The organism is Paenarthrobacter sp. AR 02, assembly GCF_021538675.1.
Taxonomy (GTDB): domain Bacteria; phylum Actinomycetota; class Actinomycetes; order Actinomycetales; family Micrococcaceae; genus Arthrobacter.
Map to the genome: position 1 here is coordinate 18,818 of NZ_JAJUKH010000015.1, position 25,217 is coordinate 44,034.

A 25,217-nucleotide genomic window follows, 5' to 3' on the forward strand; every position below is an offset into this window, starting at 1 on the left:
TTCCGACAACTGATGAGTCATTGCTGGTGTCAGGTGGTGGTCTTGAGGGCCGGAGCGATGCCCAGGCACAGCCAATCGGTAATCTGCCCGGCCATGGTTGCCTGATCGGGCTTTGCGCTGTCCGCGGGGCTTCCCAACCACATCTCGCCGGCATTCCTGACCAGCCCGATTGCGGCCGTGGGCCAATAGACGATTACCGACTCGTGGTGGTCGCCGAGGTATTCACGCATGGGCGTGGCGATCATCCCGGTGATCTGTTCGAAAAAATTGCCCAGCGCACCGGATGCCGCGATGGCGTCCTGGGCGGATGCCTCGCCTGGCGAGAGCCGGGTAATAAAGGCGTAGACATTGGGACTTGATTCGGCCATTTGAAGATAAGCGGACACCATGGCCAGCAAACCTTCCCGGGGCGTTTGGGCCTGTTGGGCTGCTTCCTGCATGCGGCGTTGCATTTGTCCGAGGACTACCTCACCCATGGCCTGCTGCAGCCCTGCCTTGTCACCGAAATAGCGGTAGAAAACCGACTTCGATGTGCCCGCTGCGCTTGCGATGTCCTCCATGGAGGAGTCGCTGCCCAGCTTATGCACGGCCTTGCGGGCCGCCTTGATGAGTTCCCGCCGGCGTTCTTCCCGGTGCGACTGCCAGCGGGCGGCCCGGCCGTCAACCACCCCAACGGCACCGGCTTGCGGGGTCGCTGTTGAGACGGCGGATTCATCGTGGCTGTTGTTCACGATACCCAGCGTATCAGGTACGCTGGGTATCAGTAACCCGCATTGATCGAAGGAGACCAGCATGGCTGCATCAGATCTGAACCCGAACGCTTCCCGGGAACACACCGCTAGGCCCACGGCGAACCGCGCCGCCGTTATTGTCGGCGGCAACCGCATCCCCTTCGCCCGGACCGGCGGCGCCTACGCCAAATCCTCCAACCAGGACATGCTGACCGCCTCACTTGAGGGGCTCATTGCCCGGTTTGGCCTGCAGGACGAACGCATCGGCGAAGTCGCGGCCGGAGCGGTGCTCAAGCACTCAAGGGACTTCAACCTCACCCGCGAAGCCGTCCTCGGCTCGGCCCTTTCACCCGAGACACCGGCCTACGACCTTCAGCAGGCCTGCGCGACCGGACTGGAGACAGTCCTGGGGCTGGCCAACAAGATCAAGCTGGGCCAGATCGACTCGGCGATCGCCGGCGGCGTTGATTCAGCCTCGGATGCGCCCATCGCAGTGAGCGAGGGCCTCCGCGAGATACTGCTGGACCTGAACCGCGCCAAGACCCCGGTGCAGAAAGTGAAGATCCTCAGCCGCATCAGGCCCAAGGATCTGGCACCCGATGCCCCGAACACCGGCGAACCGCGGACAGGCCTCTCCATGGGGGAGCACCAGGCCCTCACCACCGCACAGTGGAAGATCACCCGTGAGGCCCAGGATGAACTGGCTTTCAACAGCCACCGCAACCTGGCAGCCGCCTACGAGCGGGGCTTCTTCGATGACCTCATCACTCCCTACCGCGGACTCAACCGCGACTCCAACCTCCGCCCCGATACCACGCTGGAGAAGCTGTCCACACTGAAGCCGGTCTTCGGCAGGAACCTTGGCGCCGAGGCAACAATGACGGCCGGCAACTCCACCCCATTGACTGACGGCGCCTCCACCGTCCTGCTGGCAAGCACGGAATGGGCCGATACCCACGGCCTGCCGAAGCTGGCCACGGTCCTGGATGGTGAGGCGGCCGCCGTCGACTTCGTCCACGGCAAGGACGGCCTGCTGATGGCTCCCGTCTTCGCTGTCCCGCGCCTGCTGGCCCGCCATGGACTGACCTTTGAGGACATCGACTTCTTCGAGATCCATGAAGCCTTTGCCGGAACCGTCCTGAGCACGCTGGCCGCATGGGAAGACGAGGAATTCGGCCGCACCCGCCTGGGCCTGGACGGTGCACTGGGCAAGGTGGACCGCGCAAAGCTCAACGTCAATGGCTCCTCGCTCGCGGCAGGACACCCTTTCGCCGCAACGGGTGGGAGGATCGTGGCATCGCTTGCCAAGATGCTGCATGAGAAGGGCACCGTCAACGGGCGGCCCGCGCGGGGCCTGATCTCCGTGTGCGCCGCCGGCGGGCAGGGCGTCGTCGCCATACTGGAAGCAGCTTAGGGGGAGTCTTGGCAGATAAATACACACAATTGGTGAGCCAAGGGCTCGGCAAGGACCTCGCCAAAAGGCTCGGCCTTCCCCAGCCGGTGGAACTTCGGCGTTACAGCGCCGGTGCACCGCTGGTCACCGGCCCTGTCCTCGTCAGCGGGGACAGCCCGGGCGCCGACGACATCGCCACAACCCTGCTGGGGTGGGGCCTGGATGTCCGGCGGAACGCCCTGCCCAAGGAAAAACTCGGCGCGATCGTACTGGTCCTGGATGCCGTGCAGCACCCCGACGACCTCGCAAAACCCGTCCTCACAGCGGGGTCCTCGTTGCGTGACCTCGCCGTCAACGCCAGGGTAGTCACCATCTCGCGCACTGCGGACTCCGCCCAGTCTCCGGCCTCCGCCGCCGCGCGGCAGGGCATTGATGGCTTTTTGCGGTCCTTGGCCAAGGAGCTTCGGGCAGGGGCAACGGCCAATGGCATTCTCCTGGCCGACGACCTTGCAACCACCAGTCCCTCGGCACTGGGAGCCCTGCGCTTCTTCCTGTCGGGACGTTCTGCCTATGTTGACGGACAGTTCCTGACGGTCAGCTCCACCAAGGGCATCATGCCGGGCGATCCGGAGAAGCCACTGGCCGGAAAGGTCGCCGTGGTGACCGGCGCGGCGCGTGGCATCGGGGCAGCTATTGCCCGGACGCTTCACCGTGACGGTGCCACCGTAGTCGCTGTGGACATTCCCGCCGCCGGTGACCACCTGGCGAGGGTCGCCAACGAGGTCCGGGGGACCGCCCTGCAGCTGGACATCAGCCGCGACGACGCCGGCCACCGCATCATTGAGCACGCCGTGGAACGCCACGGACGGCTCGATATCGTTGTCCACAACGCGGGGATCACCCGGGACAGGCTGCTGGCCAACATGGATGAGGGCCGCTGGCGCTCAGTTATCGCGGTCAACATTGCGGCCCAACTCCGGATCAACGAGGCCTTGCTGGCCTCGGAACATTTCAAAGACTCGCCCCGTATCGTCTCGGTCGCCTCCACGAGCGGCATCGCCGGCAACCGGGGACAGACAAACTACGGAGCGTCAAAGGGCGGGGTGATCGGCATGGTGCGTTCCACTGCCGACCACATGGAACCATTCGGTGGAACCATCAACGCAGTTGCCCCGGGCTTCATAGAAACGGAGATGACAGCCAAGATGCCGTTCGCCATCCGCGAGGCGGCCCGCAGGCTCAACTCCCTCAAGCAAGGCGGCCAACCCCAGGACGTCGCCGAGGCCATAGCGTTCCTGGCCAGTGACGCCGCCGGCGGAATCACGGGAGGGGTGCTGCGGGTGTGCGGCCAACAACTGGTGGGAGCATGAGCACCCTGCAGCCGGTCCTTCTTGGCGAACTTCCGTCGCTGTCCAAGCTGTACGTGAATGCGGCGGCCACGGCAGCACGGCGCCGGGTCCTTGGTGCGGCGGGTGGGACAGGGCAATTGCCGGCCGTCAGCCATGAGGTACGGAACGTCCATGCCGACGTCGGAAACCTCACCGCCTACCAGCACCTGGTCGGCGAGACCGCCAGCGACACCCTGCCCGCCGGGTACGTGCATGCACTGGCGTTTCCCATCTCCATGAGCGTCATGAACCGGGACGATTTTCCCCTGCCCCTCCTGGGGATGATCCACTTGAAGAACAAGGTGGAGCAAAGGGTTCCCATCGTATTCTCCGAGTCCCTGGACATCCTTTCCTGGGCAGAGAACCTGTCCGGGCACAGGGCAGGGACCCAGGTGGACATTGTGGCCGAGGTCCGTTCACATTCAACCGGTGAATTGCTCTGGCGGGGCGTCTCTACCTACCTCGCCAAAGGAAGCTTCCTTCCTGGCATCGACAAGCCGGGGGCCCCGAATGGCGCCGCTGGGACCGGGGATTTCTCCCCGCCCAACCCTACGGCGCTCTGGCAACTTGGCCTCGATACCGGGCGGAACTACGCCACGGTTTCCGGCGACTTCAATCCGATCCACCTGAGCGTCCTGTCGGCCAAGGCGCTCGGCTTGCGTGGTTCAATTGCCCACGGAATGTACCTGGCATCCCGAGCGTTGGCGGACGTTGGAGCGGTGAAGCCGGATTCGTTCGCCTGGGAGGTGGCGTTCGAGGCTCCAGTGTTCCTTCCGGCACGGGTCGCGTTGGACATCACCACGGTCCCGTCGGAGTCCGGTGGCTGGGAGCGCTCGGATTACGTCGCGTGGAATCCCCGAAGCGGGCGTCGGCACTTCACAGGCACAGTCTCCGCGCTGGCCTAAGACAACACGGACGACGGCGGCGGTCACCTTCGGGGGACCGCCGCCTTTTTCGTACCTGTGTTGTGCATCTGTCCGTGCGGCCTAGGTTAGTCCTTCTTGCTGTCAGCACTTTCCGGCACATATGCGCCAGCCCAGCGGAAGACTTCCTGGAAAAACCGGCTCCTCGCCGGTTCGGCCGAGAGCGCCAGGTCGTGGATGCCGCCGTCGATCCTTGCCAAAGTCACCAGGCGGCCGAGCCGTGTACTGCGGTCAGCGATGTGCCGCACGTCCAGGACGATGTCCGCGGAACTGATGGTCTCCAGCGGTGCTGTCTCTGCGGCGCTGGCCGTCGACGCGCACACCAGGACCGGGCAGCGGATGTCCAGCCCTTTGGCGAGTTCGGCGTGACCGCGCCGGATCGCACGAAGCCAGCCTGCCAGCACCGGAAAGCCTTCGAGCGGCTTCCAGGCGAGGTTGAAATCCCAGGCACCCCCGGTGGTTACGTGCAGGCTCTGGCCGTACCGCTGACCCAGCACGCCCACCTGGCGTCTCGGCTGGTAGTTGGCAAGGCGTTCGACGACGGCGGTACCCACCGTGCGCTGGAAGAAAGGCTTGTTCAGGTCGAACCACGGGCTATTGAGGACCAACGCGTCCACGATGCCATCGAAACGCCGCCGATGCGCCCACAGGCTGGTCACCAAACCGCCCGTCGAGTGGCCAAGGACAACCAGTACGTCGTGTCCGTCCTCGTCCTTGATGATCCGCGCGGCCTCGTCCAGCTCTTCGTCATAGCTTTGGAGTGACTCGATGTAGTTGGGCGTCTGGTGGGGCAGGAGCGAGCGTCCGTATTTTCGGAGGTCCAGGGCATAGAAGTCGTACCCGGCCTTGATCCACTCATCAGCCAGGTGCCCTTGGAAGAAGTAGTCCACGAAGCCGTGAACGTACAGCACCGCCCGCCCGGTCGGCGCCGTGGCTTTCCGCGACAGGAGGGTAGCTGTTACTTCACCCTCGTCATCGGCCTGGAGTGCCAGCGTCCGTACCGTGTACTCGGCGCCGAGGATGACTTCTGAGCTGTCCATCGTTTCCTTATGTGAGCTGGGAAGTGATACGTGTGATCAAACTCGCATTGTATGGGCCGGCGAACTCCCGACAAAACAAACAAGGCCCGGAATCCTTTGGATTCCAGGCCTTGTGTTGGTGCGCGGAGGGGGACTTGAACCCCCACCCCCTTTCGAGGACTAGCACCTCAAGCTAGCGCGTCTGCCATTCCGCCACCCGCGCAGGTGGTGTTCAGAGAAGTGATTAAGGACCTTGCGGTGCTTTGCTTTCCTCCGAAGCAGCGAGAAAAACTCTAACACGGTTTGGGGTTACGGAAAAATCGGGGCTGGTCAGGGCCCCTTCCTTGGTTGTCCGGCGACCCATGGCGCAACGAATTCCTGACTCGTACCGCTGCTGGTGAGTAGGCTGAGGGGACACGGGACGGGCTGCGGAAGCCGCAGAGCGCGTCGCCGGAACCTGCAGCCCAGCCACGCAAGGAGAGTTTCCATGTCTGTCATCCGCCCCGAAGACGAAGTAGTCCGGATCTGCCAGGAGCTCATCCGCATTGACTCCTCGAACTTCGGCGACGACACCGGCCCGGGGGAGCGCGCGGCGGCCGAATACACTGCCGGACTCATCACCGAGGTAGGCCTCGAGGCTGAAATCTTCGAGTCCGCCCCGGGCCGCGCCAATGTGGTGACCCGCCTGGCAGGAGAAGATCCCTCGGCGGACGCTTTGGTGGTGCATGGGCACTTGGATGTGGTTCCTGCATTGAAGGACCAGTGGAGCGTTGATCCCTTCAGCGGGGAGTTGAAGGACGGGCTGGTATGGGGTCGGGGTGCCGTGGACATGAAGGACATGGACGCCATGATCCTCTCAGTCATGCGCGATTTTGCCCGGACCGGCCGTAAGCCCAAGCGGGACATCATCTTCGCCTTTTTTGCCGATGAGGAAGCTGGCGGCACGTACGGTGCCCGCTACGCCGTGGAACACCGGCGCGAGCTTTTCGATGGCGCCACGGAGGCCATCTCCGAAGTGGGTGGCTTCTCCGCCACGATCGGTGGGCAGCGGACCTACCTGCTCCAGACCGCTGAAAAGGGTCTCTCCTGGCTGCGGTTGGTGGCCCATGGACGTGCGGGCCACGGCTCCCAAATCAACACCGACAACGCGGTCACCCGGCTGGCTGCTGCGGTAACGAGGATTGGGGAGTACAAATGGCCAGTGGAACTGACCCCCACCACCCGCCAGTTCCTGGACGGCGTGACGGAACTGACCGGCGTCGAGTTTGACGCCGACAACCCGGACATCCTCCTGAAGGAGCTCGGCACAGTGGCCCGTTTCGTGGGTGCGACGCTGCAGAACACCTCGAATCCCACGCTGCTTCGTTCCGGCTACAAGCACAACGTCATCCCGGAGTCGGCGGAAGCTTTCGTTGACTGCCGCACTCTTCCTGGCCAGCAGGAACTGGTTTTCGAGACGATCAAGGAGCTCTCGGGGGACGGCATCGAGATCAGTTACGTCAACAAGGATGTGTCCCTTGAGGTGCCCTTCGCCGGGAACCTGGTGGACTCCATGATCGACGCCCTGCATTCGGAGGATCCCGGGGCAAAGGTCCTCCCATACACACTCTCCGGCGGCACCGATAACAAGTCGCTGAGCAAGATCGGCATCACCGGCTACGGATTCGCGCCGTTGATGCTGCCCGATGAGCTCGACTTCACCGGCATGTTCCACGGGGTGGATGAGCGGGTTCCGGCCGAGTCCCTCCAGTTCGGCGCCCGTGTCCTGAACAGGCTGCTGAGCAACTACTAGACGCCACCACCAGAAGAAGGCACGTCGATGAATTCCGAAGAAATCCTGCCGGATGTCCTGCTCGAGCGCCTGCGCGGCCGTGCCGCAGGGTACGACCGCGACAACCGCTTCTTCCACGAAGACCTGGAGGAGTTGGCCGACGCCGGGTACCTCAAGCTTTTCGTACCGGAGGCCGACGGCGGACTGGGGCTTGGTCTTGAAGCGGTGGCGGCGTTGCAGCAGCGTCTCGCCACGGCGGCCCCGGCCACGGCGCTGGCCGTCAACATGCACCTGGTGTGGACCGGCGTCGCGCGTGTCATGGCGGCCAGGGGCGACAATTCTTTGGACTTCGTGCTGAAGGAGGCCGGTAAGGGGGAAGTCTTTGCGTTCGGCATTTCAGAGGCGGGCAACGACTCCATGCTTTTCGATTCCGGAACAGTGGCCGAAGCGCTGCCCGATGGGGGCTACCGGTTCACGGGCAGGAAAATCTTCACCAGCCTTTCCCGCGGTTGGACACGCCTGGGGACGTTCGGTAAGGACGCCGCCGCCAGGGACGGGGCAGGGGAGCTGGTGTTCGGCTTCATCCGCCGCGACGAACCCGGCCACGAAACGCTAAGTGACTGGGACACTTTGGGAATGCGGGCCAGTGCCTCGAACACCACCCTGCTGCATGGTGCCCTGGTTCCTCCGGACCGGATCTTCCGCAAACTGCCGGTGGGCCCCAACCAGGACCTGCTGATTTTCGCCATCTTCGCCTGTTTTGAAACGCTTCTCGCCGCCGTGTACACAGGCGTGGCAGAGCGTGCGTTCTTCCTGGGCGTCGAGAACGTCAAACGCCGTGTTTCGGCCAAGAATGGCGGCCGCAGCCTCGCCCAGGACCCCGACATCCGTTGGAAGGTAGCAGATGCCGCCTTGGCCATGGACGGGATCCAACCTCAAATAGCCACCGTTGCCCGGGACGTCGACAACCTCGTGGATCACGGCGCGCAGTGGTTCCCCAAGCTGGTGGGCATCAAGTCCAGGGCCACCGAGAATGCGCGCCACGTGGTGGACCTGGCAATCCGGGTAACGGGCGGTTCGAGCTTCTTCAGGGGTTCTGAGATGGAACGGCTGTACCGGGATGTGCTGGCGGGCATCTTCCATCCCTCCAACGACGAATCCGCGCACAACACTGTCGCCAACGCATGGCTTGGGCCCTTGGAAAAGTAGTGTGGCCGGGCGGTGGCGCCTAGACGGTGCGCTGGACGGAATACACTTTTCGCCGCAGCCAGAAACGGCGCCCACCGCCCAAGTACAGGACGCTGCGTTCGAGTTCCCATTTGCCGTACTCGGAATGCTCGGCCAGCCGGCGGCGGGCCTCAGGCAGTGAATCGTCAGGGCCCACCGTCAATACGAGGTACTCGTACTGACGTGCATAGTCTCGTTGGCGCTCCACGGAGCTGCCCGGAAATTGTTCTCTCATCCCTCTCCATTTTCGTCTTTTTCCGGCTAACGTGAAGTCATGAGCATCGATCCGCGTGTCGCGCTTCAATCACTGACCGCCGCCTTGGAAGAGCACCTGGTTGCCGCATCCGCCCGAAGGGGCGAGGGGGACCCCAATGTCGAGGCCGCGTTCTTCGCGGTTGCCGACGCTTTCGAAGTTTACGAGGACGCACTTTACGAGGCATTCTCCGAGGTCACTCCGCTTCAGGTCTTCGACGACGAGGATGAGGACGACGACGAGGCACTCGATGAGGACCTCGAAATAGTAGAGGACTAAGACTCTCCGCTTTGCACCGGCTGCCTTCGGGTGGCCGGTTTTTTGTGCCCATTGCCGTCACGGCATTGCCGTTGATGACCCATGATTCCGGGCTTTTTTACCCGGCGTGCAGGGCCCGGGACACGTAGTCCCAGCGGTGCCGGCTAGGTACTTGCACGTAGGGGGATTGGGTAATGCTGCGCAAACTTGAGTACACACTACTGGTGCGCCCCCTGACAGCCGAGGCTTCACTGATATGTAGGCAATGGCAGGTCTGCGAAGAAGGCTGACATGGTGAAAGTTCCAGTCTTGCGTCTAGGCAAGGTAGCGGCACCCACGGGTCCAAACCATGCCACCGTGGGATCAGTCTTTCCAACGGAACCTGCCACTGCCGATGTCAATCCGCCGGCGTCTCCCTGGATTGACAAGTCCGTTGCTGCACAACGGACTGAAAAGGCGGGACTGGCGGCGCCGAGGCCGGATGTCACCCTGGACCTTGTGCCGCCAGTCACCCACCGGCGCTCCCGGGTCGCCGCACCGCCCAAGGACCGCCTGACATGGACGCACCGGCTGACCACCAGCCTCCGACTGGCTGACACCATGTTGGTAGCGGCGGCCGTCACCGTCGGGTTCCTGGTGGATACGGCGGGATGGCCGTTCACCGCCGACCCCCCGGCGCAGGCAAACCACCTGGTGCTGGGCGGGATACTGGGCTTCGTTTGGCTGGCAGCACTGGAGGTCTACAGGACCCGGGATCCCAAAGTCCTGGGCGTGGGCCCGGAGGAATACAAGCGGATCTTCTCAGCGAGCATCCGCGTCTTCGGTTTCCTTGCCATCGTGGCTGTAGTCTTCCGCCTTGAAACTGTCAGTTCCTTCGTCCTGGTTTCCCTGCCGCTTGGCCTGATATCGCTGACAGGCAGCAGGTGGGGGTTCCGCCGGTGGCTGAGCCAGGAAAAATCGCGGGGGCGCTGCCTCTCGCGCGCCCTGGTAGTCGGGGAGCCGCAGGACGTCCGGTACGTGATCAAGCAAATCAACAGGAGATCAGGGGCGGTCTACGAGATTGTGGGCGCCTGCCTGCCGGGTGCCCGGCGGGGAGCGGTCCTGGCTGTAGACCACCAGCGCGTCCCGGTCCTGTCATCAATCTACGGGATCGCGCACACTGTACGGCAGACAGGCGCGAACGCAGTCATTGTGGCGGGCCCTGTTCCCGGTGGCAACCAGTTCATCCAGGAACTCGGATGGCGGTTGGAGGAGAACGCCGCAGAACTCGTCCTCGCGGCAACCCTCACCAACGTCGCCGGTCCGCGCATCCACTGGCGGCCGGTCGAGGGGCTTCCGCTGATGCATGTCGATATCCCGCATTACTCCGGCGGCAAGCACACACTGAAACGCCTTATGGACATCGTCATCTCAGCGGCCGCGCTGATCGCCCTGGCACCGGTGTTGATGCTGTTGGCCGCGATAGTCCACGCCGACAGTCCAGGCCCGATCCTTTTCCGGCAAGAGCGGATCGGCAAGCAGGGGACGACCTTCAGGATGCTGAAGTTCCGCTCCATGGTGGTAGATGCCGAATCCCAAGTGGAAGCCCTGGGCAGCCAGGACGAAGGTGCGGGTGTCCTGTTCAAGATCCGGGGCGACCCCCGGATCACGCGATGTGGTCGATGGATGCGCAAATACTCCCTCGACGAACTGCCCCAATTCTGGAATGTCCTCATGGGCGATATGAGCCTCGTTGGCCCCCGCCCACCGTTGTCCCGCGAGGTCAGCGCCTACGAACAACACACGCACCGGCGCCTGCTGATCAAACCGGGCATTACCGGCCTGTGGCAAATCAACGGACGTTCCGACCTTCCCTGGGATGAAGCGGTCCGGCTGGATCTCTACTACGTGGAGAACTGGTCCCTGGCCGGTGACCTAATGATCATGTGGCGAACTTTCCGGGCGATGACCCGGCCATCCGGCGCCTATTAGCGGCGAACTGCAGTACAGACCGAGTACCGGGCTACCAGCACAGAAGTTGAGTGGGAAATGAGCATACGCACTGTTCCAGCAGGACCATTGAACGGACATGACCTCAGGCCGAAGCTTCGCGCGGCGGTGGTAGGGGCAGGCTACTGGGGTCCAAACCTCGCAAGGAACCTCAAAGCAAGCCCCGATTGGGACCTGGTTGCCATCTGCGACCTGGACATCGAGCGCGGACTGAAGCTCGCCGGAACCGTGGGCGGGGTGGCCGTCGTCGAGTCCTTGGACGAACTGCTGGACACCTACAACCTGGACGCGATCGCCGTCGCCACACCGGCGCACACCCATCACGGCGTGGTGATGACGGCCCTGCGCGCAGGAAAGCACGTGCTCGTGGAAAAGCCGCTCGCGGACAGCCGAGCCAAGGGACTGGAAATGGTGGAAGAAGCCAACGCCCGCGGGCTGGTCCTGATGGCCGACCACACCTACTGCTTCACCCCGGCAGTCCTGAAGATCCAGGAACTGGTCTCCAGCGGAGTGCTGGGTGACATCCTGTACGTTGACTCAGTCCGCATCAACCTGGGACTCGTCCAACCGGACGTCAATGTCTTCTGGGATCTGGCACCCCACGACCTCTCAATCCTCGACTTCGTGCTCCCCGGCGGGCTGCATCCCACGGAAATCTCGGCCCACGGCGCGGATCCCCTCGGCACCGGCCGGGACTGCGTGGGACATCTGACCTTCGGCCTGCCCAACGATGCGATCGTGCACATCCACGTGAACTGGCTCAGTCCCACCAAAATCCGCCAAATGATCATCGGAGGGTCAAAGCGGACCCTTGTGTGGGACGACCTGAACCCGCAACAACGGCTCAGCGTCTACGACCGCGGAGTCAGCCTGGACCAGCAACCCAGATCAGCGGCCGACAAGAAGGCCTCAGCGATCTCCTACCGCTTGGGCGACACGTGGTCCCCGGCGCTGCAGGAACGCGAACCCCTCGGCCAAGTAGTAGCGGAACTGGCCACCTCCATCCGGAACCACACCCGGCCCCGCACCAGCGGTGAATCCGGGCTGCGGGTCCTGTCCGTCCTTGAGGCCGTGACACAGAGCCTGGGTACCGATGGCCAGGCAACAGTGGTAGCCGGCAACGAGGTAAATCTCCAGGTCGCACGATGAAGAAACTACTGGGCGCCAACCTGCTGGTCACCGGAGGCGCCGGAACCATCGGATCCACCCTGGTGGACCAACTGCTCGACGCCGGTGCGGCGCATGTGGACGTCCTGGACAACCTGGTCCGGGGACGCCGGGCCAACCTGGACGGCGCACTGGCCACCGAACGCGTCCAACTCGTCGAAGGCGACCTGCGGGACAGGGATCTCGTCCACGACCTCACCCACGGCAAGGACCTGGTCTTCCACCAGGCGGCCATCCGTATCACCCAATGCGCGGAAGAACCCCGGCTCGCCCTCGAAGTGTTGGTGGATGGGACGTTCAACGTGTACGAGGCAGCCGTAGAACACAAAGTGGACAAGCTCATCTCGGCGTCCAGCGCCTCTGTTTACGGGATGGCCGAGCAATTCCCCACCAAGGAAAGCCACCACCACCACAACAACGACACCTTCTACGGAGCCGCAAAATCCTTCAACGAGGGGATGGCCAGGAGCTTCCGCGCCATGTCAGGCCTGGACTACGTCATCCTGCGCTACTTCAACGTCTACGGGCCCCGCATGGACGTGCACGGGCTCTACACCGAAGTGCTGGTGCGCTGGATGGAACGGATCGTCGATGGCAAGCCACCTATGATCTTCGGCAGCGGAGAGCAAACAATGGACTTCGTCCACACCGCGGACGTGGCCAGGGCCAACGTCCTGGCAGCCGTCAGCGACGTGCGCGAAGGGGCCTACAACGTGGCCAGCGGCACCGAAACCAGCCTGGCCGAACTGGCTCAAACCCTGCTGACGGTCATGGAATCCTCACTGCACCTTGAACACGGCCCGGAACGCGCAGTGAATGGGGTTGCCCGGCGCCTGGCGGACGTCACCGCTGCCCGGGAAGACCTCGGCTTCGAAGCAGCGGTCGGCCTGGAAGACGGGCTGCGGTCGCTGGTCTCCTGGTGGCGTCCCCTCCGCGACGAGATTGCAGCGGCCCGGCTGGTGGACCGCCCTGGGGCCCCGGCAGTTGGTGCGCGATGACCATCTCCGGGACACACTTGGGCCGCATCGACGTCATGAAACCCTGGCTGGGCGAGGAGGAAGCCCAAGCCGTGGCCGAAGTGATCGCTTCGGGTTGGGTCGCGCAAGGCCCCAAGGTCCGCCAGTTCGAAGAAGCGTTCGCAGTGGAACAGGAATCCCGTCATGCGGTGGCAACCTCCAGCTGCACCTCGGCCCTTCACCTGGCGCTCGCCGTCGCCGGCGTCGGCCCGGGAGACGATGTGGTGGTCCCGTCTTTCTCTTTCATTGCCACCGCCAACGCACCCACCTACATGGGGGCGCGTCCCGTGTTCGCCGACGTCGATATCCAGACGGGCTGCCTGACCGCAGAGACGGTCGAGCAGGCCCTCACACCGGCCACCAAGGCCGTCATCGCCGTAGACCAGGGCGGGGTTCCAGTTGACTTGGACCCCATCAGGTCCCTCTGCGATGGCCGCGGCATCATCGTGGTCGAAGACGCGGCCTGCGCCATCGGCTCCCGCTACCGCAGCCGTCCGGTAGGCGCCGGTGCCGAGGTGGCCGCGTGGTCCTTCCATCCCCGCAAGATCCTCACCACCGGTGAAGGCGGAATGCTCTCCACCCCGCGCCAGGACTTCGCGGACCGGGCACGGCGCCTCCGGGAACACGCCATGAGCGTTTCAGCCACGGACCGGCACGCCAGCATCCTCGCTCCCGCGGAAGAGTACCTCGAAGTCGGCTTCAACTACCGGATGACAGACCTTCAAGCCGCCGTCGGACTCGTCCAACTGGGTCGCCTCCACGAGGCTGTCCAGCGGCGCCGTGAACTGGCCGCCACCTACGCGAACGCGTTTGCCGGCGTCGAAGGCCTCCGGCTGGTCAGCGACCCCGGATACGGCACCAGCAACTTCCAATCCTGCTGGCTGGAAATCGGTGCTGCATTTCCGTTGGGGAGGGATGCCCTGATGATCCGCCTCGCCGAAGACGGCATCTCCGCGCGGCGCGGCATCATGGCGGCCCACCGCCAGCCCGCCTACGCCGGGAAGGACACAGGCGGAGCCGAACTTCGGGCCACGGAATGGCTGACCGATCACACCCTGATCCTCCCGGTGTACCACCAATTGGCTCTCCACGACCAAGTCCGCGTCATCGATTCCGTACTCCGCGCGGCAGGACAAGGACGATGACCGAGCTACTCCTTATCGCAGCCAGCGGACTCGCCCGCGAAGTCCTGGCGATGGTCCGCAGCAGCGGCCCGTTCGACGTCATCGGCATCCTCGACGACGACGAAGACAAACTCGGGCGCGTGGTCGATGGCGCCCACGTGCTCGGTCCCATCAAGGACGCGCTCCTCTTCCCACACGCCTTGTTGTTGGTCTGCATCGGTTCAGGGGCGGGCCGGGAGAGCGTCGTGATGCGGTTACGGTCCCTGGGGCTTGCAGAGAACCGCTACGCCACCGCCATCGATCCCACAGTCAATGTCCCCGAAGGGTGCGTGATCGGCGCAGGCAGCATCCTCCTGGCCCACGTCAGCATGACAGCCTCCGTCACCATCGGCAACCATGTTGTCGCCATGCCAGGGGTCACGTTCACCCACGACGACATCATCGGCGACTTCGCGACCTTCGCTTCCGGGGTCTCACTGGGGGGTAACGTCCGCGTCGGCCGCGCCGCCTACATAGGAATGAACGCCAGTGTCCGCGAGCGCCGGTCCATTGGCGCGAAAGCCACCATCGGCATGGGCGCGGCGGTCCTCAACGACGTACCCGATGACGAGACGTGGGCCGGTGTCCCGGCCCGGGTGATAAGGCGCGGCAACTCTCCGGCGCTGGAGGGGGCCCAATGAGGGTGATGCGTCCAGTCCCGGCCTCGGCCCCGCCCACTGTGAGTGTGGTGGTTCCCTGCTACAACTACGGCCACTACCTGCCCCAGGCCGTGGGGAGTGCACTGGCCCAGGAGGGCGTGGACGTCGAGGTCATTGTGGTGGACGATGCGTCTACGGACGGCAGTGCCGCGGTGGCCTGGCGGCTGGCTTCCTCGGATCCTCGCATCAGCGTGGTGCATCACGCCACCAACCAAGGGCATATCGCCACCTACAACGACGGTCTTGCCCGGGCCGGGGGCCGCTATGTGACCCTGCTCTCCGCAGACGACCTGCTCGCGCCGGGCGCCCTGGCCCGGGCAGCTGCCCTCATGGAGGCCAACCCGCGGGTGGGCATGGTGTACGGCTTGCCGAAGGACTTCACGGATCAGCCACCCGCCGTGGCCCAGCACGAACGCTGTACATGGACCGTGTGGGGTGGCCGGAGTTGGATCGCGTTGGCGTGCGCCCGTGGCAGGAATTTCATCCTGTCACCAGAGGTAGTGATGCGGACGGAGGCTGTCCTTGGCATTGGGGCCTACAGTTCCACCCTGCCGCACTCCGGGGACCTGGAGTACTGGTTGCGGGCTGCTGCTTCCTGGGACGTGGGACGGATCAACGGACCCGTCCAGGCTTTCTACCGTGTTCACGGGGCGAACATGCACCAAACACAGTTCGCTGCCGCTGCGGTGGACCTTCAGCATCGGTTGGATGCTTTCCGTGTCCTGGAGGACCCCCGGTTTCCGTGCCCTACGGACAAGCGGTTCAGGCAGTTGGAGCGGGCGAAGCGGGCCTTGAGCAAGGAAGCTGTGCGGCTTGGTTCGAAGGAGACCGCCCGGGGCGGGTCAGTGGAAGCGGCCATTGAGCTGCGAAAGTTCATTGAGCGCCTCCAGGATGTTCCAGGCAACGTCCACCGGGCCAACGTCCTCCAAGCCCGGATCTCCCGCCTCTCGCAGGGCAGGGGACCAGGCACAGGACGGGTCGCTGCACAATTCGTCCATACCCAGCTGGACAGGGCCCGTTGGCGTTTCTGGGCCATGACGGGCATCTCATGACCACCGCCAGCGGGCAGGACCGCACCCTGGGTCACCGGGCTGCGAGCGCGACGCTCTGGGGCGGGGTCAACATGGCCCTGGGCAGGGTCGTCCAGTTCGCCACCACCATCATCGTGGCCCGGCTGCTGGCACCTGAACACTTTGGGGCACTCGCAGTAGCCATCGTGGTACAGACGATCGCGACGAACATGGCTGAACTCGGCGCGACGGCGGCACTGGCCAGGGGAGAGGGCGATCCGGACAGGATCGCTCCAACGGTGTTCTCCATTGCCCTCCTGACCAGCGGGATCATGACGGCCGCTGCGGTCATCCTTGCCCCGGCCCTGGCAGCGGCCTTTGACGACCCCGCAGCGACACCGGTCATCCAGGTACTCTCGATCACCATCCTCCTGCAGGGCCTTGGTGCCGTGCCTTCGACCATGGTGTGGCGGGAGTTCCTGCAGAAGCCGCGTGTCGTCGTCGATCTTTGCAGCCTGGTGACAGTGCTGGTCCTGGTGGTTCCGATGGCGCTGGACGGCTGGGGTGCCATGGCGCTCGCCTGGTCCAGGGTGGGCGGTCAACTGGTTGCGATGGCCGGGTACTGGATCATTACGCCGAAAAGGTATGGACCGGGTTTCGACCGCCAGGTGGCTGCCGGGATTTTGACCTTGGGAATGCCGCTCGCGATGGCCAACCTGGTGGTGTTTGTCACCCTGAATGTTGACTATTTGCTGGTGGGGCGGATGTTGGATCCGACGGCGTTGGGCCTGTACCTGCTCGCGTTCAACCTGGCAGGGCTGCCAAGTTCGGTGATCACTGCCGTGATCCGGGCTACAGCGGTTCCAACTTTCGGCAGGCTTTTCGCTGAAGGCACCTTGGGCCCGCTTGCAGCGAAGTTTGTGAGCGGGGTGTCCTATTGCGCCTTTCCGATCTCGGCCATGGTCGTAGCGCTGGCACACCCGTTGATCGTGACCGCCTACGGTGGGCCGTGGGCGCCGGCGAGCGTCGCACTGGCAACACTGGGGGTCTTCGGTGCCACGAGGATCCTGGTGGAACTCTTCGCTGACCTGAGCGTCGGGGCAGGCCGGACCGGTTGGCTGTTCTGGGTGCAGGTCGCCTGGCTCCTCACCCTCACGCCTGCGCTCTTCTTCGGCATCGCGTGGTGGGGGATAGCGGGTGCGGGGGTAGCCCACGCGACAGTGGCCTGCCTGGTGGTCATTCCGCTCTACGTAAAGTCCCTGACGACGGTACTGCACGTTTCAGCGTGGCAGCTCCTGCGCGGCAGTACCGTTCCGCTGCTGGGCGCAACGGTGGCCGGGCTCGCCGCATGGCTGGCCACCCGGGGGATGGAAAACCCGGCAGCAGCGCTCGCCGTCGGGACCGTTCTCGGTACGGCACTGTATGCCCTCCTGACTTTCCGCCAAGGCAAACTCCTGTTCGCCGACATTCGAGCATTACTGAGGCCCAGGGCCGCCGCCTACGATCCGGCCGGCTCCGCCCCTCCCGGAGAGGCGGCAAGACCATGACAACACGGCTCCCGGCAACAACCCGGCTTGCTGCCGACCGTCTGCGCAGGGACGGCTGGCGGGCACTGGCCAGAACAGTGGCCGCGAAAGCAGCAACCATCGCCACCGACAGGTGGAACCTCGCCGAACCGACCCTTCCCTTGCGGGAAGAGGACATCATGGACTCCCGTTCCAGCGTCCGGACTTCCCCTGAACCGAAGATGGCTGGCTCCCTCAACGTCGGCTGGATTTGTACGCCTCCGGCACCGGGCTCAGGGGGGCACACCACGTTCTTCCGAATGGTCGAGGAGATGGAACAACGCGGCCACCATTGCACCCTGTTCCTCTACGACACCAATGATGACGAGGTACGCCGTCACGAAGACACCATCCACAGCCACTGGCCGGCGCTGCGTGCCGGGGTTCGCAGCGCCACACAAGGGATGGAAGGGGTGGACGCCATGGTAGCCAGCTCATGGCCCACGGCACATGTTGCTGCGGGCAGGGCCCCGGCCGGCGTCCACCTCTTCTATTTCATCCAGGACTACGAGCCTTACTTCTACCCCCGCGGGTTCCTCTACGCCCTGGCCGAAGACAGCTACCGGCTGGGACTGACCACAGTCGCCCTCGGCCCGATGATCTCCGAGGTGATGCGCAACGAACTTGGCCAACCTGCCCAGGCCGTCATTCCTTATGGCACCGACACCGCAACGTACCGGCGGCTCAGTCCAGCCCCAGCCGCCAACCGCACGGGCGTTGTGTACTACGCCAAGAAAAAGGTGGACAGGCGCGGCTACCTCCTGGCCAAACTCACGTTGGAACGGTTCCACTCCCTCCGACCCGAACAGGAAATCCACGTTTACGGGGACACTGTCACGGGTTGGCCGATACCTGTGACCAACCACGGCAACCTCAGCCCCGCCGACTTGAACGTCCTGTACAACCAAACAATCGCCGGCCTGGCTGTTTCGTTCACCAACGTCTCCCTGGTTCCCGGCGAATTGCTCTCGGCAGGATGCGTTCCGGTGCTCAACGAAGCGGCCTTCGCGTCGGGGCTGCTCACCGACCCTGACGCCGTCTGGGCCCCGGCAACACCCGCTGGCCTGGCCATGGCGCTCGCAGATGTGGTCGCCACTCCGGGCGTGGAGGCACGCGCGGCAGCCATCGCGGGCAGGAAACGGCTGGACTGGTCCGACTCCCGCCAGGCGTTCGCGCAGCTGATCGAATCGTGGTGCGCGGGCCAACCCTTGGACGTTCCGGGCAGCTCTTTGCGGGGAGCCAGGCCATGAAGTCCCTTCGGAGGACCCTCATCTTCCCGGCCCCACGCGAGGTGCAGCCCAGCGAGCTGTCGGAGTTCACCGGCAAGGGTGGCCACGTGGGACTATTGCTGAAATTCGCAGTTTTCGGCATCTTTTTCTTCCCGTCCAACATGGTCATCAAGCCCATCGGTGCTGCGGGCACGGTTCCGATCATCCTGGCTGTCCTGCTACTGGCGGTCTGGCTGTCGTCGGCGCTTTTTGGACTGCACAATCCGCTGAAGTCCAGTAATCCAGGTCGTCTGGGCCTGGGACTGCTGTGGGTGGGTTCATGCGCCTCCTACGCAGCTTTGTTTTCGGGCTTTACGGGTAACACCAACGTGTCGGCGCAGGCCGCGGCCGATCGCTGGCTGATCCTGATTCTTGCCTGCGGCGGAATAGCCCTGGTGACCAGCGAGGCTGTGCGCACCCTCGACAACGCCATGTCACTGGTGCGGGCCATCCTTGCCGGCGCGTTCTTCTGCTGCATCGTCGCATTGATCCAGTTCCTCTTCCGCGTCAACCCCATGGTGTGGATCCAGGAAGCCATGGTGGGGTTCACGGACAACGGCGGCAACACGGCCTTCCAGGTGCGCGGATTCATGACACGCGTTGCCGGCAGCACCTTCCACTCGATTGAGCTGGCAGTCGTCTGCGCCATGTTGCTGCCATTATCCATCTGGCGCGGGCTCTATGACCGCTCGGGATACAAATGGTTCCACTGGACGGGGACAGCCCTGCTGGTCGTCGCCATCGCATCCACCGTGTCACGGTCCGGTGTTCTCGGATTGTTCCTCGGGCTTGCAGTCTTTATCCCCTTCATGCCCCGGGTGGCCCGCCGATGGGCGGTGATAGCCGCACCAGCAGCCATGGCTGCACTGTTTGTCGCCATCCCCGGACTCGTTGGCACTTTGACGTCATCCTTCACCGCCGGGAACAGTGACCCGTCCCTGACCACGCGGACAAACAACTATCCCCGCGTCGCGGAGATGTTCGGCGAGCTCCCATACCTGGGGCTTGGACCCGGGAACTATATGCCCGACAACGCGCTTTACATCCTGGACAACCAGTACCTCAACTCCCTGGTCACCCTGGGCCTGGTGGGCTTCGTCGGTACGTTGGCGTACCTGGCCTTGCCGGCCATTTCATCGTTCATCGCGGCGCGGGCATCCCGGATCGCTCCGCTCCGCTGCCTTGCCGGGGCGGTAGCTGCGGGCGGGGCGGTGGCTGCAGGCTGCTCACTGACGTTCGACTCCATGGCGTTTCCCGTTTTCGCACTGTCCTACCCCCTCATCGTCGGGCTCGGAGGAGGGACCTGGGTCATGATCCGCCGCGAAATCGAGCTTCGGAACAACAAAGCACCGGATCACCACAACAGCGGGCCGCCCTCGCAGGGACCTCCAAGCCAACCGTCAACACCGAATGCAAAGGCAGACACATGGACCCGGTAGCAGTCATCAGAACGTTATGGCACCACAAACTCATCGTGCTGCCGGTCCTGCTGGTCACGGCCCTAGCAGCAATCTATGTCTACACCTTGGCCCCACGGTCCTACGAGGCCAAGGCGACCTACGCGATCGTCAACCCCAAGATCCCCACAGCAGCAGAACTGGAGAAGAACCCTCAGCTCAGCAACCTCAACTCGGACAACCCCTACCTCCGATCGGCGGACTCTTCCCTGATCGCGCAGGTGGTAGGCACCCGCTTGAGTGACGACGCCACCGGCGACGCGCTGCTCCGGGACGGACTCAGCACCGATTTCACGGTGCAGCGACCACCGGCATCTTTCCTGATCGAGATTTCGGCAGTCTCGAGCAGCAAGGACAAAGCAGTCGCCACGGTCAAGGCGCTCGGAGCGCGGCTGGAGTCCGACCTTTTGGCGATCCAGACTGTCAACGGCGCCGACGCACGGTACCTGTACACATCCCTGATGATCGCCGCACCGGACAACGCCACTGAACAGTTCTCCAGCCGGCTGAGGTCACTCATCGTCGTCCTGGTTGCCGGGGTGGTCCTCACCTTCGGTGCCGTGTCCATTGCCCGGGGCTTGGAATCATCCCGGTCACGGATCCTCTCAGCCGCCCCAGACGGGGATCGGCGGAAGAGAGCACGCCGCCGGCATGAGAAAGACCACGATGACCTGCCGGTGGGCGGAAAGCTTGACGAACTGACCATCGAGGACGTGCTGAATCCCGCCGAGGCTGATCAGTTCTTCGCCGCCAACGCACCCTTGGCCAAGACCTTGAAAACCAGCAGCAACGGGAAAACGCCCGTCAAGGAAACGTCGGCCTGAAAGGTAGTCCGTGAAACGAAGGACAATAGGCGTCCTGGCAGGCACTGCTTTGGCCGGCGTCGCCGTTGCCGTGGCGGCCGCCAGCGGAGTCCCTCCCTTCACCGGCCCTCCTGCACCGGCCAGCAGCCAGCCCGGGACCACAGCGACCCCGCCACCGTCCTATGAGGGCGTCGTGCTGCGACCCGTCGACGGGGGCGCGGACTACTACGGACGATTCAGGAACGGGCTCCCCGCCGATCCCGCCTATTTCCCTCTTGCCGTCTGGTTCGAGAGTGTCCTGGACAAGGGCAACATCGCCCTGGACACCCAAGCCGGCCTCAATACCTATGTCGAGCTGACCGCCAACTCCGACCTCCAACTGGTGCGGGCCTCGAACATGTACGCCATCCCCACCTTCGACTCTGCCTATGCCTCCGGTTTCGCGCTCAGTGATGAAGTGGACATGTGGGCTGGACCGGGCAGCACTCCCTGGACCGGAAAGTACCCCGGGGAGGGGCCACTCTGCATTCCCGAGGAGAGCAAGTGCGGGTACACGGTACAGAAAGAACGCCGCGCCGTTGCCCCGACAGGTGCCATGCTCTACGCCAACTACGGCAAGGGCGTGGCCTTCTGGCTCTCAGATGAAGAATCCGTCGAGTTCTTCAAAGGCGTCCAGGACGTCGTCTCAGCCGACACATACTGGTTTACCGACCCCAGCATCTGCGCCAAAGGCGAAGGAGGCGCCATCGTGGGCTACACACGGGACCTCACCCCTGGCGAATGCCGGCTCGCAGCCAACTACGGCTGGACCATAGACCGGATCCGAAAGCTGCAACCGGCCGGAAAGGCCACCCCCATCTGGGCCTTCGTGGAAGCCGGGCATCCCTTCAAGGATTCGCCCAACGCCACAACCATCACCGCCCCCCAGATCCGCGCTGCCGTATGGAGCAGCCTGATCCATGGTGCAAGGGGAGTGATCTACTTCAACCACAACTTCGGGGGCGACTGCATTTCCCAGCACGTCCTGCGGGACTGCGGCACCCAAGTCCGACCAACAGTGACGGCACTGAACCAACAGATCACTAAGCTCGCGCCCGTCCTCAACGCACCCTTCCTGGACGGTGCCACCACAGCAACCGGCCCGGTGGACCTCAGCACCAAAATGTACGACCATACGGCCTACATCTTCGCCGGTGCCACCAAGCCAGCCGGCGGTCAGGCGACCTTCACCCTCAAGTGCGGCGGCAGCTCCGCCGTCGTGATCGACGAAAACCGGACCATTCCCATCCTCGACGGCCACTTAACCGATACCTTCCAGGACGGCAACGCCGTCCACCTGTACCGCATCGAAGGAGGCGGGAACTGCGGCTTCTGACTAGCGGCTGGTCTCGTCCCGCTCCCAGGCAGTAACGGGCCTACGGCCCACCAGCGGACGACGACGGCCCGCAACGGCGAAGACGGCGTACACGGCGGCGTCAACAGCAGTCAGAGGCCCCCGCACGGACGTAAGCAGCTCACGCAGGGTACGGGAGGCCGATTGCCCCGCGAATCGTTCATCCTGCTGCGCGTTCCCACGATACGTCCGCCGAAGAACGGCCAGCAAGGAAGCCGGGGTGCGTGGCGTCCGCACCACCACAGGTACCGTGGCCACGACTGCCTTCTCCGAACCACTGAACAGACGATCCACGTAGTAGTCGTCCCCGGTCAGGGAAGGAAATACACCCAAACGATCGTGCCCCGCGTGGCTCAGGGCGTACGCCCCCGCACCCCACAGGCCCTGCGCATTGGCCGGCACCCGGCCGCGGGCCCGGTAGTAAGAGCGCACCAACCCAGAAGCGCCACTGGTGTCGTAGCGGAACACCGGGCGGGCAGCAAGCAACGGCCCCTCGGCAAGGGACCGCAAAACGTCCGCCACCGCTTCCGAGCTGACCTCGATGTCCGCGTCCAAATACAGCCGTGGCCAAAGACCCGCAACCTGGTCGGCGGCATTCAACGCCGCAGACTTCGAAGCAGCCTCAACGTGAAGCACACGCACCCCCTGGAACGTCGATGCGATGGCCTCCGTCTCGTCCGTGCACCCATTACAGGCAACAATGACCTCCACCGTGCCCCAAGCAAGGACACCAGCCAGCGATTCAAGCGTCCGCCCGATCACGGCCGCTTCGTTGTGGGCAGGAATGATCACAGCACCCGCAGGAGGCGGCCCGTCCCCCAACGGGTCCGTAGTGGCCCTCGTGGCGTGCGGCAACCCTTCCCACTGTCTCCGGCTGCCCACCGCAAACGCAGCCTCACGATGCCCCGGCTTACCCATGCGTACAAGCTCCCCGGCCAGCACGACGGCGGTAAAGGCCCCCAAACGGGCCGGCGGGAAATACTTCGACGCGTAACGCACACGATTGACCGCCATCAACGCCGTCAACTGCGGCGAAGAACCCGAACCCCCTCGTTCATGCCACATCCGGGCCAGCGGCTCAAACCACATCGAACCGCCGGACTCCCGGACACGCCGGCAATAATCCGTCTCCTCCGAGTAGAGGAAGAACTGTTCATCCCAATCACCCACGGCCCGCGCTGTGTCGCCGCTGATCAACAGCGCAGCACCCGTCGCCCAATCCACCAGGTGTGCGTGCCGGTAGCTTTCCGGGTCGTAGTCCATCTCCGATAACCAACCGGGCCTGCCCTGCACCCGGCTCCCGAACACCGCATCGCCCAGCGCTCGCAGAACACTGGGCTCCCGTCGCAGCGACGGATAGACAGTGCCATCGTTGTCCAGCAAGACCGGCACCACCACTGCCGCCCCGGATTCGGCCATCCGGCGACGCATGGCCAAAATCGCCCCTTCCTCGACCCGCAAGTCAGGGTTGAGGACGAGGTACGCATCAGCGGCCCCGGCGACGCGCATGGCGGCATTGATTCCGCCCGCGTATCCGAGGTTGCCACCTGTCGGCACGGCCACGACATCCCGATGCCGTGACAGTTCCAGCATGGTGCGATCGTCCGGGGAGTTGTCGGCCACCACCACCTTGATGCTTTGCGCAACGGTTTCCTGCCGCAACCCCGCAAGCAGGGGTCCGACGTCGTCGGCATTGTTGTAGGTGACCACCACTACGGCAACGTCGGCTCTGGACTCCACCGGGACAAACGATCCCGGAGCACGGCTGGGCTCATGCTCCGGGTCGGCTGGGACGAAGGCGGCAGCAGCATTCGGCACTGTGTCGGCAGCTGGAAGGGGCGTGGCATCGCTGCGCATCCGCAGCTTGAGATAGGCCCCCGGCCCATCCACAAGGTAGCGGTGGGCGAGCCTCGTGGGCTCAAGCATCAGTCGCCACGCCCACTCAAGGCCATGGGCGCTCACCCAAACCGGTGCCCGCCGGATCCGGCCGGACAGGAAGTCGACAACCGCCCCGAAAGCCAGGAGGACCCTGGCCCCGGTCAATGGCCCATATTCAGCGATCCAGAGTTCCTGACGCGGCTTGCCCAAGCCCACCACCAGGATGTCCGTTCGGCTGGCAGCTATGTCGGCGGCCAGGCGGGAGGACGCGTCGACGTCGCTCAGGACTGAACGCTCGGGGGCCCACCATCCTGCGACCACCAGCCTGGGACGCTCCACGGCGAAACGCTCGCGGATGAGGGCCTGGGCTTCCGGTGATCCTCCCAGGAAACCCACGCGGAGCCCACGCTGCTCAGCCTGGTCAAGCAACGGCCCTATGAGGTCACTGCCGGCCAATCGGGGCCAGTCACGGTGAGTGAGCCTCCGGGCTTGAGCCACCAGTGGTGCCCCATCAAGCAGCGTCAGCCAGTCCACCGGCACGGGCGGGTTCAAGGTGCCCGCCCAACGGCTGCCGGCACCGAAGTGCCGGAGGTGATCGAGGTTGGCCGAGCAGACGCCCAGGGGTTTGGCCCCATCCGCAGAGGCACGATCAACGATGTCGCGCAGGGCGTCCTCGAATCCCATCAGCTCTACCGGTGCGCCGCCGAGCAGCAGGGAGCGGGCGTTGACGGCGGTACCGCGGTGGGGGAGGACGGTCCTCTGCGGGGCGATCTTCGGCAGCAACATTCTTGGCTCTCCAGGCTTCGGGGTCCAGCTCAAGGCACAACACATAGCCGGCGATCCTGGGCCGCTGCACAGCCCTGGGTCGCCGTGGCCAGCGTGGTGC

The 25,217-nt window shown here is 64.3% G+C and carries 21 protein-coding genes and 1 tRNA gene; 17 read left to right on the top strand and 5 right to left on the bottom strand.

The genetic code is table 11. The features are described 5' to 3' along the window. Positions 1–29: 29 nt before the first annotated feature. Positions 30–794: a TetR/AcrR family transcriptional regulator gene (locus LRQ04_RS19645; protein ID WP_235521991.1), complete on the bottom strand. Its 765-nt coding sequence runs from the start codon at positions 792–794 to the stop codon at positions 30–32. On the opposite strand from LRQ04_RS19645, the gene LRQ04_RS19650 reads away from it, so the two are divergent. Genes LRQ04_RS19650 through LRQ04_RS19660 form a run of 3 tightly spaced genes read left to right on the top strand, consistent with a single transcriptional unit; the run spans position 793 to position 4,417 of the window. Beyond that, positions 793–2,145 (top strand): acetyl-CoA C-acetyltransferase, encoded by a 1,353-nt coding sequence (locus tag LRQ04_RS19650; protein ID WP_235521992.1) that lies wholly within the window; start codon positions 793–795, stop codon positions 2,143–2,145. The two genes, LRQ04_RS19645 and LRQ04_RS19650, sit on opposite strands and share 2 nt — an antisense overlap. Positions 2,146–2,153: 8 nt before the next feature. Then, on the top strand, positions 2,154–3,494 hold the full coding sequence (locus LRQ04_RS19655; protein ID WP_235521993.1) for a 3-oxoacyl-ACP reductase: 1,341 nt from the start codon (positions 2,154–2,156) through the stop codon (positions 3,492–3,494). Then, a complete protein-coding gene (locus LRQ04_RS19660) occupies positions 3,491–4,417 on the top strand; it encodes a MaoC/PaaZ C-terminal domain-containing protein (RefSeq protein ID WP_235521994.1) in 927 nt (308 codons plus the stop codon). The genes LRQ04_RS19655 and LRQ04_RS19660 overlap by 4 nt, the downstream gene beginning before the upstream one ends. A gap of 86 nt (positions 4,418–4,503) precedes the next feature. On the opposite strand, the gene LRQ04_RS19665 is transcribed toward LRQ04_RS19660, so the two are convergent. Together LRQ04_RS19665 and LRQ04_RS19670 are read right to left on the bottom strand one after the other, a co-directional pair. Then, entirely contained in the window at positions 4,504–5,475 is a 972-nt protein-coding gene (locus LRQ04_RS19665; RefSeq protein WP_235521995.1) for an alpha/beta hydrolase, read from the bottom strand. Between the two features lie 116 nt (positions 5,476–5,591). Next, positions 5,592–5,677 (bottom strand) — tRNA-Leu (locus tag LRQ04_RS19670). 264 nt (positions 5,678–5,941) lie between these two features. On the opposite strand from LRQ04_RS19670, the gene LRQ04_RS19675 reads away from it, so the two are divergent. Continuing rightward, entirely contained in the window at positions 5,942–7,246 is a 1,305-nt protein-coding gene (locus LRQ04_RS19675; protein WP_235521996.1) for a M20/M25/M40 family metallo-hydrolase, read from the top strand. Positions 7,247–7,273: 27 nt separating this feature from the next. Further along, entirely contained in the window at positions 7,274–8,434 is a 1,161-nt protein-coding gene (locus tag LRQ04_RS19680) for an acyl-CoA dehydrogenase family protein (RefSeq protein WP_235521997.1), read from the top strand. 19 nt (positions 8,435–8,453) lie between these two features. Here LRQ04_RS19680 and LRQ04_RS19685 read toward each other — a convergent pair whose 3' ends face one another. Continuing rightward, positions 8,454–8,687 carry a DUF5703 family protein gene (locus LRQ04_RS19685; RefSeq protein ID WP_017200923.1) on the bottom strand — a complete coding sequence of 78 codons (234 nt, stop codon included), beginning with the start codon at positions 8,685–8,687 and terminating at the stop codon, positions 8,454–8,456. Between the two features lie 39 nt (positions 8,688–8,726). Between LRQ04_RS19685 and LRQ04_RS19690 the strand changes: the two genes are divergently transcribed. From LRQ04_RS19690 to LRQ04_RS19745, 12 genes are all read left to right on the top strand, one after another. After that, the gene (locus LRQ04_RS19690; protein ID WP_235521998.1) at positions 8,727–8,984 is read left to right on the top strand and encodes a hypothetical protein; all 258 of its coding nucleotides are present in this window, start codon (positions 8,727–8,729) and stop codon (positions 8,982–8,984) included. Between the two features lie 270 nt (positions 8,985–9,254). Then, positions 9,255–10,934 (top strand): sugar transferase, encoded by a 1,680-nt coding sequence (locus LRQ04_RS19695; RefSeq protein WP_235521999.1) that lies wholly within the window; start codon positions 9,255–9,257, stop codon positions 10,932–10,934. Between the two features lie 57 nt (positions 10,935–10,991). Then, complete coding sequence (locus tag LRQ04_RS19700; RefSeq protein ID WP_235522000.1) at positions 10,992–12,101, top strand: Gfo/Idh/MocA family protein; 1,110 nt, start codon at positions 10,992–10,994, stop codon at positions 12,099–12,101. Further along, positions 12,098–13,117, top strand: a complete 1,020-nt coding sequence (locus LRQ04_RS19705) for an NAD-dependent epimerase/dehydratase family protein (protein WP_235522001.1) — start codon at positions 12,098–12,100, stop codon at positions 13,115–13,117. Before LRQ04_RS19700 ends, LRQ04_RS19705 begins: the two co-directional genes overlap by 4 nt. After that, positions 13,114–14,280 carry a DegT/DnrJ/EryC1/StrS aminotransferase family protein gene (locus LRQ04_RS19710; protein ID WP_235522002.1) on the top strand — a complete coding sequence of 389 codons (1,167 nt, stop codon included), beginning with the start codon at positions 13,114–13,116 and terminating at the stop codon, positions 14,278–14,280. The genes LRQ04_RS19705 and LRQ04_RS19710 overlap by 4 nt, the downstream gene beginning before the upstream one ends. Next, positions 14,277–14,939 (top strand): acetyltransferase, encoded by a 663-nt coding sequence (locus LRQ04_RS19715; RefSeq protein ID WP_235522003.1) that lies wholly within the window; start codon positions 14,277–14,279, stop codon positions 14,937–14,939. The genes LRQ04_RS19710 and LRQ04_RS19715 overlap by 4 nt, the downstream gene beginning before the upstream one ends. Positions 14,940–14,944: 5 nt before the next feature. Further along, positions 14,945–16,009: a glycosyltransferase family 2 protein gene (locus tag LRQ04_RS19720; protein ID WP_235522004.1), complete on the top strand. Its 1,065-nt coding sequence runs from the start codon at positions 14,945–14,947 to the stop codon at positions 16,007–16,009. Beyond that, complete coding sequence (locus tag LRQ04_RS19725) at positions 16,006–17,514, top strand: lipopolysaccharide biosynthesis protein (RefSeq protein WP_235522005.1); 1,509 nt, start codon at positions 16,006–16,008, stop codon at positions 17,512–17,514. The genes LRQ04_RS19720 and LRQ04_RS19725 overlap by 4 nt, the downstream gene beginning before the upstream one ends. After that, complete coding sequence (locus LRQ04_RS19730; protein WP_235522006.1) at positions 17,511–18,782, top strand: glycosyltransferase family 1 protein; 1,272 nt, start codon at positions 17,511–17,513, stop codon at positions 18,780–18,782. The genes LRQ04_RS19725 and LRQ04_RS19730 overlap by 4 nt, the downstream gene beginning before the upstream one ends. Beyond that, complete coding sequence (locus tag LRQ04_RS19735; protein WP_235522007.1) at positions 18,779–20,239, top strand: O-antigen ligase; 1,461 nt, start codon at positions 18,779–18,781, stop codon at positions 20,237–20,239. Before LRQ04_RS19730 ends, LRQ04_RS19735 begins: the two co-directional genes overlap by 4 nt. Continuing rightward, the gene (locus tag LRQ04_RS19740) at positions 20,227–21,081 is read left to right on the top strand and encodes a chain-length determining protein (RefSeq protein ID WP_235522008.1); all 855 of its coding nucleotides are present in this window, start codon (positions 20,227–20,229) and stop codon (positions 21,079–21,081) included. Before LRQ04_RS19735 ends, LRQ04_RS19740 begins: the two co-directional genes overlap by 13 nt. Positions 21,082–21,091: 10 nt before the next feature. Next, positions 21,092–22,435 carry a hypothetical protein gene (locus LRQ04_RS19745; protein ID WP_235522009.1) on the top strand — a complete coding sequence of 448 codons (1,344 nt, stop codon included), beginning with the start codon at positions 21,092–21,094 and terminating at the stop codon, positions 22,433–22,435. Here LRQ04_RS19745 and LRQ04_RS19750 read toward each other — a convergent pair whose 3' ends face one another. Continuing rightward, positions 22,436–25,117, bottom strand: coding sequence for a WecB/TagA/CpsF family glycosyltransferase (locus LRQ04_RS19750; RefSeq protein WP_235522010.1), 2,682 nt, complete (start codon positions 25,115–25,117; stop codon positions 22,436–22,438). Positions 25,118–25,217 lie beyond the last annotated feature (100 nt).

Excerpts from the sequence above, each read along its gene's own strand:
- LRQ04_RS19720 (WP_235522004.1), top strand. The coding sequence starts at position 14,945 with ATGCGTCCAGTCCCGGCCTCGGCCCCGCCCACTGTGAGTGTGGTGGTT.
- LRQ04_RS19650 (WP_235521992.1), top strand. The coding sequence starts at position 793 with ATGGCTGCATCAGATCTGAACCCGAACGCTTCCCGGGAACACACCGCT.
- LRQ04_RS19750 (WP_235522010.1), bottom strand. The coding sequence starts at position 25,117 with ATGTTGCTGCCGAAGATCGCCCCGCAGAGGACCGTCCTCCCCCACCGC.
- LRQ04_RS19690 (WP_235521998.1), top strand. The coding sequence starts at position 8,727 with ATGAGCATCGATCCGCGTGTCGCGCTTCAATCACTGACCGCCGCCTTG.
- LRQ04_RS19710 (WP_235522002.1), top strand. The coding sequence starts at position 13,114 with ATGACCATCTCCGGGACACACTTGGGCCGCATCGACGTCATGAAACCC.
- LRQ04_RS19725 (WP_235522005.1), top strand. The coding sequence starts at position 16,006 with ATGACCACCGCCAGCGGGCAGGACCGCACCCTGGGTCACCGGGCTGCG.
- LRQ04_RS19645 (WP_235521991.1), bottom strand. The coding sequence starts at position 794 with ATGCTGGTCTCCTTCGATCAATGCGGGTTACTGATACCCAGCGTACCT.
- LRQ04_RS19715 (WP_235522003.1), top strand. The coding sequence starts at position 14,277 with ATGACCGAGCTACTCCTTATCGCAGCCAGCGGACTCGCCCGCGAAGTC.
- LRQ04_RS19695 (WP_235521999.1), top strand. The coding sequence starts at position 9,255 with ATGGTGAAAGTTCCAGTCTTGCGTCTAGGCAAGGTAGCGGCACCCACG.
- LRQ04_RS19730 (WP_235522006.1), top strand. The coding sequence starts at position 17,511 with ATGACAACACGGCTCCCGGCAACAACCCGGCTTGCTGCCGACCGTCTG.
- LRQ04_RS19685 (WP_017200923.1), bottom strand. The coding sequence starts at position 8,687 with ATGAGAGAACAATTTCCGGGCAGCTCCGTGGAGCGCCAACGAGACTAT.
- LRQ04_RS19700 (WP_235522000.1), top strand. The coding sequence starts at position 10,992 with ATGAGCATACGCACTGTTCCAGCAGGACCATTGAACGGACATGACCTC.
- LRQ04_RS19665 (WP_235521995.1), bottom strand. The coding sequence starts at position 5,475 with ATGGACAGCTCAGAAGTCATCCTCGGCGCCGAGTACACGGTACGGACG.
- LRQ04_RS19740 (WP_235522008.1), top strand. The coding sequence starts at position 20,227 with ATGGACCCGGTAGCAGTCATCAGAACGTTATGGCACCACAAACTCATC.
- LRQ04_RS19680 (WP_235521997.1), top strand. The coding sequence starts at position 7,274 with ATGAATTCCGAAGAAATCCTGCCGGATGTCCTGCTCGAGCGCCTGCGC.
- LRQ04_RS19735 (WP_235522007.1), top strand. The coding sequence starts at position 18,779 with ATGAAGTCCCTTCGGAGGACCCTCATCTTCCCGGCCCCACGCGAGGTG.
- LRQ04_RS19660 (WP_235521994.1), top strand. The coding sequence starts at position 3,491 with ATGAGCACCCTGCAGCCGGTCCTTCTTGGCGAACTTCCGTCGCTGTCC.
- LRQ04_RS19675 (WP_235521996.1), top strand. The coding sequence starts at position 5,942 with ATGTCTGTCATCCGCCCCGAAGACGAAGTAGTCCGGATCTGCCAGGAG.
- LRQ04_RS19705 (WP_235522001.1), top strand. The coding sequence starts at position 12,098 with ATGAAGAAACTACTGGGCGCCAACCTGCTGGTCACCGGAGGCGCCGGA.